The organism is Shewanella sp. UCD-FRSSP16_17 (genome assembly GCF_001675935.1).
Taxonomy (GTDB): Bacteria; Pseudomonadota; Gammaproteobacteria; order Enterobacterales; family Shewanellaceae; genus Shewanella; species Shewanella japonica.
Window position 1 is genome coordinate 94,474 of the sequence record NZ_LZFV01000003.1, and the last position, 10,849, is coordinate 105,322.

Sequence of the window (10,849 nt, forward strand, 5' to 3'; positions counted from 1 at the left end):
ATGTTTTACGTGTTATTACTATTCGTTTGTTTAATGCTAAGAAGATTTATTTAATCGGGTAGCAATGACTTTGGTTGCTAAATTTAGTGCTAATACCAATACAATTAAGATGGTTGCAGTGGCATAAGCTTGATCCCATTCGTGCTGAGTAAATAACTCTTGGGTTAACTTATATAAATGAACAGTCAATGTTCGGCCTGAATCTAATACAGAGTCAGGAATTTGAGTCACCATACCAGCGGTTAAAAATACTGGTGCTGACTCTCCAATAACGCGGCCAGTACTTAAAATGACCGATGTAACAATACCTGGTAAAGCGCTTGGTAATATTAAGCGCCAAATAGTGTAAATTTTACTACTGCCTAATGCATAACCACCTTCACGGTAGCTCATTGGGACAGCCATTAAGGCTTCTTCCGTAGTACGAATGATGACGGGTAAAATCAACATCGCTAGCGTTAATGCACCCGACAAGATTGAAAAGCCTAAGCCTAAGGTCGTGACAAAGAATGTCATACCGAATAAGCCGTAAACAATCGATGGAATACCTGCGAGTGACTCAGTACAAAAACGGATAACTTGCACAATTTTACTGCCAGGCTTGGCGTACTCAGTTAGATATATCGCCGTCATAATGCCAATTGGTGCTGCGAAAGCTAATGACAGTAGTACCATATATACGGTCGATACAATCATCGCCCAAATACCAGAAGCTTCGCCAATGCGGGTATAGGCACCAGTAATAAACTCCCAACTAACATGGCTTAATCCATTTGAGAGAATGTGCCAAACCACCCATAACAAAAATAAGATAGTGATACCGGCAGCAGCCCAAATAGCGCCATGAAGTAATTTATCTTGATTCTGTCTCGATACTAATGAGTTTGATTGAGTAAACTTAGACATGATTAATACGCTCTCTTGCGATTTAGGTATAACAATGAACCGTTAAGCAAAACGATAAATGCCAATAAGACAATACCTGTTGCATACAGTGCACTTGAATGGATGCCTGTTGCGTAAGACATTTCCATTGCGATGTTAGCGGTAAGTGTACGTGCAGGTTCCAATAACGAACCTGGCATAGCCGGTGCGTTACCCATAACCATAATGATGGCCATGGTTTCACCAATTGCACGAGCAACGCCCAGTGCAACGCCTGTAAAGATGCCGCTTTTAGCGGCAGGGATCAGTACTTTAAAAATACTGTATATATGTGATGCGCCCAAGGCTAGCGCACCTTCCTTATACACTGAAGGTAAGGCTCTAATAGATGTTTCTGAAATAGTAATGACGGTTGGCAAAATCATAATTGCCAACACAATGATTCCCGCCAAAATGGTGTTACCAGCAGGAATATTAAAAATCGTTTCAATGGCTGGGACAATAATCACCAATCCAAAAAATCCGTATACAACAGAAGGAATGCCAGCCAGTAACTCAACTGCTGGTCTAACTAAATCTGCTAACCATTTAGGGGCAATTTCTGCCAAAAATACAGCGGTTAAAATAGCAATAGGGACACCAATGATTACAGCACCAGCTGTTGATATCATTGAGGCAACAATCATAGGTAAAATGCCATAAAGTGCTGGTGGCAGCCATTCTTTACCTGTTACAAACTCAGTAACACCTGCTTCTTTAAATGCTGGTAAACCTTCGTTAAATACAAACCATCCGATGGTGGAAACCGATAGTACGCCAACCATAGCGCAACATAGGAAAAGGCCATGAAAGAAGATTTCTTTTATGTCCATGGCTTTTTTTGGTGCAAGTTGCAGTCCTTGTGATTGGACTTTAGTTGCTGTATTCATCATATGCCTCGAGGTCGTACTGATGATTAATCATTTTTAATATTTGATAGAAACTACAAAAGAGGAGCATAAGCTCCTCTTAATATACCGTGGTCAGTTATTACTGAACGCGGATGTAACCTTCTTCAGCAACAATGCTTTGACCGTCATTTGACATGATAAAGTCGATGAAGCTTTGTGCATTCGGGTGTGGCTGGTCATTCACTAAAACGATGAATGGACGAGCAATTTGGTATTCGCCAGCTGCAATGTTTGTGTCAGTAGCTTCAACGCCACCTACACTTAGAGCAACTAAAGAATCATCAACTGAACCAAGAGAGATATAACCGATGGCGTATGGGTTATTCGCAACGATTGTTTTGATCATACCGTTACCATTACCTACTTGAGCTGTAGGTGTAATAGCCGTTACCTTGTGGCCATTAACAGTACGTTGTAAGTCCATGATTTCTTCGAAAGCGCCACGAGTACCAGAACCGTTTTCACGAGTTACTACAACGATTGGACGAGCTTCGCCACCTACTTCGCTCCAGTTTTTGATTTCGCCGCGGTAGATTTTTGAAATTTGCTCTTGAGTTAAGTCTTGAACTGGGTTTGCTTTGTTTACTGCAGCAGCAATACCGTCACGAGCAATAACGATTTCTTTTGTTGTATCGTTTAACTCATTTTCTTTAATGTTACGAGAAGACATACCAATCATGCTGGTGCCGTCTTTCGCTGCACGAATACCAGCAGAAGAGCCAGTGCTTTGTACTTCAACATTCTTTTTAGCAGTGTTTTGATAGTTCTCTGCTAGCACTTCCATAACGTGTGCAACAGATGTTGAACCAGATACTGTTACTGTACCAGCTTGAACAAGAGGTGCCGTCATTAAGCCAACAGCAGTTAATAAACCAATCACTTTTTTCATCACAAATTCCACTTATTATTTGTACTTAAATTTGTACTTAATACCCATCTTGGATATTGAAAGTTAGGGTGCTTCTTTCTCGCTGTAATTTGAAGCGAGTGCATTAAGACAGATCAATATGACAGTTAAGTTACAGTGTTCTTTGTTGGAATTGGATTATCTAAAGCTACCTAAGTTTATGTTTTTTTTATGTTATATTTATGTGTGGTGGATGTGTTTATTAACTATAATTCAGCAAAAAAAACGCTGAATACCTTAAATTGCTATTAAAGGGTTCAAAGCCAAGTATTATTGAAGTGTAATGGTGTTCAATTTGACTGAATAAGCGCAAAATGCTTTTAGTGTTAATCTTGGATTAAGTTTAAGTTAAGGTGGGTTTGAGGATTGATGTTATATTGCCGCCAAATTATTTAGCGTAAAAATTTTTATTAAAGTTTTATTACACTCAAGCACTGCCAATAATTAAGTTATAAGCTGCGATGTCTTTATAACTTAAGTTTGATTTTGGTGGCCTTCTCAGTTCATTTTCTTATCAAAATAAAAAGGGACGTTATGACCACAGAAATGATTATGATTGGAATGTCTATTCTGATCGTTATTGGCATTTTATTGCATCATCCATCTCGTACCTTAGGGATCCCGTCGCTATTCATCTTTATGGGAGTGGGTCTTTCACTTGGTAATGGAGAGTTTAATTTTGTTTATGACAATTTGGACAAAACAGCATGGATTGGTGGCTTAGCGCTAAATGTGATTGTTTTTGTTGGTGGCCTTAATACCTCGACGGATAAAATTAAGATAGCGTATAAAGAAGGGGGCGTTTTGGCATCCTTTGGGGTGATATTTACCACTCTCATCTTCGCTTGTATTTTATATTTGCTGCTCGACTTCAATTTTGTAATTTGCCTACTATTTGCCGCTGTTGTGTCTTCAACGGATGCGGCGGCAGTATTTTCGATTTTAGAGTCGAAAAAGTTAAAGTTAAAAGAAGAAACCGACACCGTCTTGGAGTTTGAGTCAGCAACCAATGACCCAGTAGCTATGCTCATGGTTATTGTATTAACCGAGATGGCACTGTCTTCAACACAATCGGTTACTATATCTTCTTTAAGTTTGAGCTTGTTTACTCAAATCGCTGTTGCAATTATCGTCGGATTTTTAATTGGTAAGCTTGCTGTAACACTACTAAATAAGATTAGTTTGTCAGAGTATGGCTTGATACCTGTGTTTGTATTAGCCAGCTTTATCATTGCGACTTACGGTGCTGATTTATTGGGGGGCAATATATTATTGGCTTCTTACATTGCGGGTGTCGTTATTGGGAACGGTATTAAAAGAGGGCAGCAAGTTAACTTGCACTTTTTTAACAGTTTATCATGGTTGGCTCAGGCACTAATGTTTATTGTGTTAGGTCTACAAATATTCCCACAGACGCTGATGACCGTATTATGGATATCTATACTTCCAGCTTTGTTACTCATATTTGTTGCAAGGCCGCTTGCTGTTCAACTGTGCTATTTACCTTTTGTAAAAGCCAGTTGGAAAAAGCGACTATTCATTTCTATGATAGGCCTAAAAGGGGCAACACCTATTGTGTTTGCGTTAATACCTGCTGCAGCTGGTGTTCCAGGCGCAATTGATATTGTGCATATGGTGTTTTTCTTTGTCTTATTTTCTATCTTTATTCAAGGTGGAGCGATAGCGCCATTGGCAAATAAGCTAGGACTTGAAAAAGACAAACCTGCAAAGTAGTTTTCTTAATATGAGGCACTAGCTGATAGCGTTAGCTAAGCTGTTTGCCTCTATTTTATTCCAAACTTTGTCATGGAAATAAAAAACAATGGTATTTACGGCAGGTTCTATTAATGCCACAGCACCACCAATGACAATACTTCCAGTTAGTAAATATGTAATGGTGAATGCAACACTGAAATGCAAAATAGCGAAAGTCATGGTTTTTTTCATGTGAACCTCGAATAAGTTTGTTTTTAACCACTCAAATGATAACAGTTATCATTACCATTTAAAGTGTTTTTTACAAATTAAGTCAAAAGGTTTATTCGATTAAACTGGAGTATCTCGTCGGGTCGTGTATATCTATCTGATTTAGAAGATTAAAAAAGTCGCTTAAGCGTATCTTGGGCGACTTAATAACGTTTCATTAGCGGATTGAATTAAAACTCGAAGTTAAATCCATACTGTTTAAGCTGTTCGTAAACCACTTTATCAAAACAAAATAATGCGGCAGCGCGATGAGCTACGTTCTTTTGTTTTTCGTTGCAATTGATCAATAGATTCATTTTTAATATCTTGCGTCGAAAGTTAGGCTTATCGAGCTTACTGTTAAGAATTGATTCGTAAATCTCTTGTAACTGCAGCAGGGTAAATTTCTCTGGTAATAAATTAAAGCCAATTGGTTCGTGGTGGACTTTATATTTAAGATTACTTAGTGAGCTTTTAATAATTTCTGCGTGATCGAAAACGAGCTGCGGTAAGTTATAGACATCAAACCATTCAATTTCATAGGCGTTATTGCCCATGGCTAAACGTGTTTCATCAAAACGGACTAAAGAATAAAAGGCAACCGTAATGATGCGACGGGTAGGGTATCGATCGACTTGACCAAATGCGCCTAGCTGATCCAAATATAAGTTATCGACACCTGTCGTTTGTTTCACAACCCTCGATGCGGCATCTTCAAGGTTTTCATCCATCATTACCCAATGACCAATAAGACCCCACTTGTTTGCCGCTAATCCTCTATTGTATTTCACTAATAGAATTTTCAGCTTACCTTCATGCATAGAGAAAATAAGATTATCCACCGACACATTCGTGATGGTGTTTTTTGGCAAAGCTTCTTCTTGGGCTAACTCATTGGCATTTAAAATCGGCTTTACTGTCATCATAGTACCTAGCATATGTAAAACGTTGGCTATATCGGTCAGATATAAAGGTTATTTAGCTTAATCTAATGAAATCACGATAAAAAGAAAAATAAATTTTAGTCAATAAGAGTAAATTAAGCGCACTTTGGGCGCAACGAATTCTGTTGTTTACAAAAAATCACTTGAAATGAATCTTGGTTTTAGGAATATTATATGTAATAGTCATTTTAACAATAAGTTGTGTTTTGTTAGATTTTGTCCGTTTTACCCTATGAAGCGAATAGTGTCCTCACTTCTTAGATTATCGAAATGCGACTTCATTATTACTATTAACATAAAGGGATTGATATGTTTGTACCTGATAATTCGCTAATAAGCTGCGCTGGTTTGAAGAGGTTTGTACCATTACTTGCTTGCCTACTTTTGCCTGTAACTCTGCAAGCCGCTGACGCTAAGACAGAGTTACAATTAAAAGATCATTTTGCTGAACAATTTAAAATCGGTGCAGCATTAAGTGAAGCGCAAATCTTAGATAAGAAACCAGGTGTATTAGATTTGGTTGCTCAGCAGTTTAATAGTTTAACTGCTGAAAATGTTATGAAATGGGAAGAAATTCACCCAAGCCCTCAGCAATATAACTTTAGTACGCCTGATAAATTGGTGAGTTTTGGTCAGAAACATGGCATGTATATGGTAGGACATACATTGTTATGGCATCAGCAGACGCCAGATTGGGTATTTGAAGACGGGAAGGGGAATTTACTTGAGCGTGACTCTTTACTTGAAAGACTACAGTCACATATCAATACCGTGTTAGGGCAATATAAAGGCAAGGTGCAAGCATGGGATGTTGTTAATGAGGCATTTAATGAGGACGGTACACTTCGCGATTCAAAGTGGTTAGCTATCATCGGCCCTGACTATATTGAAAAAGCGTTTGAATATGCACATCAAGCTGATGCTGATATTGCGCTTTATTACAATGACTACAATTTATTTAAGCCTGCAAAACGTAAAGCGGTAGTTAAGTTAGTTAAGCAGCTTCAATCAAAAGGTATTCGCATTGATGGTGTTGGGATTCAAGGGCATTATGCATTGGATTATCCTGATTTGAATGAAGTTGAAAATTCAATTAATGCATTTGCTGATACAGGCGTCACCGTTATGTTTACAGAGGTTGATGTATCAGTATTGCCCTTTCCAGATGAAGACAATCAAGGCGCAGATATCAGCTTAGATATGGCATTGCAGCAACAGTTTAATCCTTATGCTGACGGACTTCCTTCAGATGTTGAGCAACAACTTGCGCAGCGTTATAAGCAAATCATTGATTTATTTATAAAGCACCAACAAAAAATCGATCGTGTGACATTTTGGGGTGTCGATGATGGTCAAACTTGGAGAAACGATTGGCCAATGACAGGCCGAACAGATTACCCATTGCTATTTGATCGTGAGCTGCAATTAAAACCGTTTGTAAAAGATATCATAAACTAAATCAGGTTTGATTGAGGGTAAGCATTTATAGTCAAAAGGCGTGGCTTACGATGAAGTAAGCCACGCCTTTTTCAATTATTGGCGAAACAAGTAACTTAAAGTTAATTAAGCTTGTTTTAGTAGTGCCAAGGGAATTTAGAAAAATCTTGGTCGCGTTTTTCTAAAAAGGCATCACGACCTTCTTGTGCTTCATCAGTCCCGTAAGCAAGGCGAGTCGCTTCTCCTGCGAATAGTTGCTGACCCACTAAACCGTCATCTGGCAGGTTAAAGCCATATTTAAGCATACGCATGGCAGTTGGCGATTTGCTGTTAATTTCTTTTGCCCAAGCTAAAGCTTCTGTTTCTAACTCTGCGTGAGGAATTGAGCGGTTAACCATGCCCATATCGAATGCTTCATCGGCTGAGTAATTAAACCCAAGGAAGAAAATTTCACGAGCACGTTTTTGACCAATCATTTTGGCTAAGTAAGCACTTCCATATCCAGAGTCGAAACTGCCGACATCAGGATCGGTTTGTTTGAAAACGGCGTGCTCTTTTGAAGCAAGGGTTAAATCGCAAACAACATGTAAGCTATGACCTCCGCCAACAGCCCAGCCAGGAACTACTGCAATAACCACTTTCGGCATAAAACGAATCAAGCGTTGCACTTCTAATATATGAAGGCGACCCATACGGGCGACATCAGGTTTACCTTCTTCTGCCCCTTCATACTTATAGCCGTCTTTACCGCGGATGCGTTGATCTCCTCCGGCACAGAAAGAGTGTTGGCCTTTTGCTGATGGACCATTACCGGTAATGAGCACACAGCCAACGTCTGACCATTGACGAGCATGATCTAACGCAGTATAAAGCTCATCAACTGTTTTAGGTCGGAAAGAATTGAGGCAATCAGGGCGGTTTATCGCAATACGAACAGTGCCTTGATCTTTTGCTCGGTGATAAGTGATATCTTCAAAGTCGAAACCACTAACTGTGTCCCAAAGAGAAGGGTCAAAAATATCTGAAACCTGTTGAGTCATGTTTACTAGCCTTTTTCAAACGATTATCCAAAGGCTAGGCTGATTTAAATCTCAGGTCAATTACAGATGTCGTAAAGCTCGAATTAAATCTTGTCACAGATTAATTGAAGGTTATCTTTACCAAAAATAGGATGTTTTGATCCAAAACCACAATATTCTGACTTAAAATTGGCAACCGATTCATTGTCAGTGAAAATGTCTTTAAACGCGTTAACCTCTTTACCTGACAATCTTTCTATTACACCTGAAGGTATTTTAATGACCTTGTCACTTTTTCTAATGATTTTTGTGCCTGTCATTGAAGATATTTTATCATCTGCATTGTCCATAACTGATTGTATTTCAGCTATCGGCTCATCGAGTTTATCGGTTTCGGTAGCAAAGTAGTAAATTACACCGGCAATCAGTGCGATTAGGATCCAACCTCTCATCATTTAGTCCAATTAAAGTGAATAACCATGAATAATACGAGTATAATATACTCAATTAACACTCTGTAAACGAGTGTGTAGCAGTTTCAGTTGATTATTATTTAAAATATTAACTTTTTCTGCAATCACAATAGAGTTTGCCCCTTTTTAAGTAGTAAGGCATCGAGATGACAAAAGAATCGACATCTAAAGATTTTTCCAAACAAAAGCGGATTAAAATCCATCAGCCAGATGCTAATAAAGCAGATCGTTTCAATCCAAGTAACAGTATTTATGTGCGTGCTGTAACCGGACTTTGGACAACAGTAAGAAGACGTATTGGTTGGGCAACCATGTCATTCTTTCTGATATTGCCATGGTTACCGTGGGGAGACCGTCAAGCCGTTTGGTTTAATCTAGGTGAACAGAAATTCCATATCTTTAGTTTGACTATTTGGCCTCAAGATCTGACTTTGCTAGCAGCACTATTTACTATCGCTGCATTCGGCCTCTTTTTTGTGACCACTTATCTAGGCAGGGTATGGTGCGGCTATACTTGCCCACAAACGGTTTGGACGTTCATCTTCATTTGGTTTGAAGAAAAATTCGAAGGTGCCAGAAATAAGCGTATCAAGTTGGATCAAATGCCATGGAGCTTTAATAAACTTTGGCGAAAAACGGCGAAGCATACTTCTTGGGTACTTGTTTCACTATTAACAGCAATGACCTTTGTGTCTTACTTTGTACCGAGTCGTGAAGTCTACATTGATGTTTTCAGCCTAAACGCAGATCTAAGCATCTACTTCTGGGTCGTATTCTTTACTTTAGCAACCTATGGTAATGCTGGTTGGATGCGCGAGATTATGTGTATTCATATGTGTCCTTATGCTCGCTTTCAGGCTGCTATGTTTGATAAGAATACCTATATAGTTGGTTATGATGCAAAGCGTGGTGAAACTCGAGGGCCAAGATCTCGTAAAGCAAACCCTGTAGAAATGGGATTGGGCGACTGCATAGATTGTGATTTATGTGTGCAAGTGTGCCCAACCGGAATCGATATTCGTAATGGCTTGCAATATGAGTGCATTAATTGCGGTGCTTGTATTGATGCCTGTGATACGACCATGGAAAGAATGGGCTATGACAAAGGCCTAATAAGTTACACCACCGAAAATAAACTTGAGAATATTAAAGAGACAATTGTTAGACCAAAACTTGTTGGCTATGGCGTAGCGCTAACAGTCATGATACTCGTCTTTGTATATGCTAGCGCGACTATTGCGCCAGTGCGTATGGATGTCATTAGAGATAGAAACGCTTTATATCGTATTACTAATGACGGGCTTGTAGAAAATACGTATACATTGAAGCTGCTCAACAAAACTGAACAAGCCCAAGAGTATCAACTTTCGATGTCAGGTTTAGATAACTATCAGTGGACCGGTCCGACAGACGTTTCTATACAAGCTGGAGAAGTATTAACGCTTCCTGTCAGTATTGCGGTTGATCCAGGTGCTTTAGAGCGAACAGTGACAAAAATTAATCTAATTGTGGTTGCAAATATCGATGGAAAGCCTGTTTCTATCAAACAAGAGTCAAGGTTCTTCGGTGATTAAACCTAGGTATTATGGGTAAAAGGGGCTGTTTAGCCCCTTTTTTATGCGTTTCGTTCAAAATCTCAGCTGTTAACCCTGTTTTATTAAATTAATTCAATTTAGCCCTTGCACGGTTTCATAATCTCCCTATAATGCGCATCCACTGACACGGCAACAGGCACTAGCCAACACTGAGTCAGCTTGATTTGAAGCGGTTTTAACCACCTTAAATCAACGGCGAAAAGAAGTTTGAAAAAACACTTGACGCTGACAGCGGGAGGTGTAGAATACGCATCCCTGACCAACACGGTCAACGCTCTTTAACAATCAAACAAGTAAATCTGTGTGGACACTCACAGGTGTTGAGTTAATCGAAATTGCTCACTTAGGTGGCAATCAAAATTATTATCAATGTAACGATGAGTGTTCATAGCAATATGTAACAAACAGGATGTAGATTCTTCCGAGTCTGCATAATGTAATCAGAATTCATTGAGCCGAGACTTAGTCTCAAAAAACTTTAATTGAAGAGTTTGATCATGGCTCAGATTGAACGCTGGCGGCAGGCCTAACACATGCAAGTCGAGCGGTAACAGAAAGTAGCTTGCTACTTTGCTGACGAGCGGCGGACGGGTGAGTAATGCCTAGGGATCTGCCCAGTCGAGGGGGATAACAGTTGGAAACGACTGCTAATACCGCATACGCCCTACGGGGGA

At 39.3% G+C, this 10,849-nt stretch carries 10 protein-coding genes and 1 rRNA gene; 4 read left to right on the forward strand and 7 right to left on the reverse strand.

What is annotated here, in order from left to right; all coding sequences use genetic code 11:
- Positions 1–36 precede the first annotated feature (36 nt).
- The 3 genes from pstA to A9267_RS07920 all read right to left on the reverse strand — a co-directional run bounded on the left by pstA (position 37) and on the right by A9267_RS07920 (position 2,724).
- Positions 37–906, reverse strand: coding sequence for a phosphate ABC transporter permease PstA (pstA, locus tag A9267_RS07910; protein ID WP_055025426.1), 870 nt, complete (start codon positions 904–906; stop codon positions 37–39).
- A gap of 2 nt (positions 907–908) precedes the next feature.
- A complete protein-coding gene (pstC, locus tag A9267_RS07915; RefSeq protein WP_055025425.1) occupies positions 909–1,814 on the reverse strand; it encodes a phosphate ABC transporter permease subunit PstC in 906 nt (301 codons plus the stop codon).
- A 100-nt stretch (positions 1,815–1,914) separates the two neighbouring features.
- A complete protein-coding gene (locus tag A9267_RS07920) occupies positions 1,915–2,724 on the reverse strand; it encodes a phosphate ABC transporter substrate-binding protein (protein ID WP_055025424.1) in 810 nt (269 codons plus the stop codon).
- A 552-nt stretch (positions 2,725–3,276) separates the two neighbouring features.
- On the opposite strand from A9267_RS07920, the gene A9267_RS07925 reads away from it, so the two are divergent.
- Positions 3,277–4,476 (forward strand): potassium/proton antiporter, encoded by a 1,200-nt coding sequence (locus tag A9267_RS07925; RefSeq protein ID WP_065108833.1) that lies wholly within the window; start codon positions 3,277–3,279, stop codon positions 4,474–4,476.
- A gap of 18 nt (positions 4,477–4,494) precedes the next feature.
- Here the strand turns inward: A9267_RS07925 and A9267_RS07930 are convergent, their stop codons facing one another.
- Positions 4,495–4,689: a DUF2061 domain-containing protein gene (locus tag A9267_RS07930; protein ID WP_055025422.1), complete on the reverse strand. Its 195-nt coding sequence runs from the start codon at positions 4,687–4,689 to the stop codon at positions 4,495–4,497.
- A 209-nt stretch (positions 4,690–4,898) separates the two neighbouring features.
- On the reverse strand, positions 4,899–5,630 hold the full coding sequence (locus tag A9267_RS07935) for an NUDIX hydrolase (RefSeq protein WP_065108834.1): 732 nt from the start codon (positions 5,628–5,630) through the stop codon (positions 4,899–4,901).
- A gap of 330 nt (positions 5,631–5,960) precedes the next feature.
- On the opposite strand from A9267_RS07935, the gene A9267_RS07940 reads away from it, so the two are divergent.
- On the forward strand, positions 5,961–7,109 hold the full coding sequence (locus tag A9267_RS07940; RefSeq protein WP_082972281.1) for an endo-1,4-beta-xylanase: 1,149 nt from the start codon (positions 5,961–5,963) through the stop codon (positions 7,107–7,109).
- 116 nt (positions 7,110–7,225) lie between these two features.
- Here A9267_RS07940 and A9267_RS07945 read toward each other — a convergent pair whose 3' ends face one another.
- Both A9267_RS07945 and A9267_RS07950 read right to left on the reverse strand, forming a co-directional pair.
- Positions 7,226–8,128 (reverse strand): 1,4-dihydroxy-2-naphthoyl-CoA synthase, encoded by a 903-nt coding sequence (locus tag A9267_RS07945; RefSeq protein WP_065108835.1) that lies wholly within the window; start codon positions 8,126–8,128, stop codon positions 7,226–7,228.
- Positions 8,129–8,211: 83 nt separating this feature from the next.
- Positions 8,212–8,559: a hypothetical protein gene (locus A9267_RS07950; protein WP_065108836.1), complete on the reverse strand. Its 348-nt coding sequence runs from the start codon at positions 8,557–8,559 to the stop codon at positions 8,212–8,214.
- A gap of 167 nt (positions 8,560–8,726) precedes the next feature.
- Here A9267_RS07950 and ccoG point away from each other — a divergent pair, with 167 nt between their 5' ends.
- The gene (gene ccoG / locus A9267_RS07955; protein WP_065108837.1) at positions 8,727–10,154 is read left to right on the forward strand and encodes a cytochrome c oxidase accessory protein CcoG; all 1,428 of its coding nucleotides are present in this window, start codon (positions 8,727–8,729) and stop codon (positions 10,152–10,154) included.
- Positions 10,155–10,654: 500 nt separating this feature from the next.
- Positions 10,655–10,849, forward strand: a 16S ribosomal RNA gene (locus A9267_RS07960); the annotation flags it as partial.

What these genes read in the sequence shown, in the direction of transcription:
- pstA (WP_055025426.1), bottom strand. Translation starts at nt 906, where the DNA reads ATGTCTAAGTTTACTCAATCAAACTCATTAGTATCGAGACAGAATCAA.
- pstC (WP_055025425.1), bottom strand. Translation starts at nt 1,814, where the DNA reads ATGAATACAGCAACTAAAGTCCAATCACAAGGACTGCAACTTGCACCA.
- A9267_RS07920 (WP_055025424.1), bottom strand. Translation starts at nt 2,724, where the DNA reads ATGAAAAAAGTGATTGGTTTATTAACTGCTGTTGGCTTAATGACGGCA.
- A9267_RS07925 (WP_065108833.1), top strand. Translation starts at nt 3,277, where the DNA reads ATGACCACAGAAATGATTATGATTGGAATGTCTATTCTGATCGTTATT.
- A9267_RS07930 (WP_055025422.1), bottom strand. Translation starts at nt 4,689, where the DNA reads ATGAAAAAAACCATGACTTTCGCTATTTTGCATTTCAGTGTTGCATTC.
- A9267_RS07935 (WP_065108834.1), bottom strand. Translation starts at nt 5,630, where the DNA reads ATGACAGTAAAGCCGATTTTAAATGCCAATGAGTTAGCCCAAGAAGAA.
- A9267_RS07940 (WP_082972281.1), top strand. Translation starts at nt 5,961, where the DNA reads ATGTTTGTACCTGATAATTCGCTAATAAGCTGCGCTGGTTTGAAGAGG.
- A9267_RS07945 (WP_065108835.1), bottom strand. Translation starts at nt 8,128, where the DNA reads ATGACTCAACAGGTTTCAGATATTTTTGACCCTTCTCTTTGGGACACA.
- A9267_RS07950 (WP_065108836.1), bottom strand. Translation starts at nt 8,559, where the DNA reads ATGAGAGGTTGGATCCTAATCGCACTGATTGCCGGTGTAATTTACTAC.
- ccoG (WP_065108837.1), top strand. Translation starts at nt 8,727, where the DNA reads ATGACAAAAGAATCGACATCTAAAGATTTTTCCAAACAAAAGCGGATT.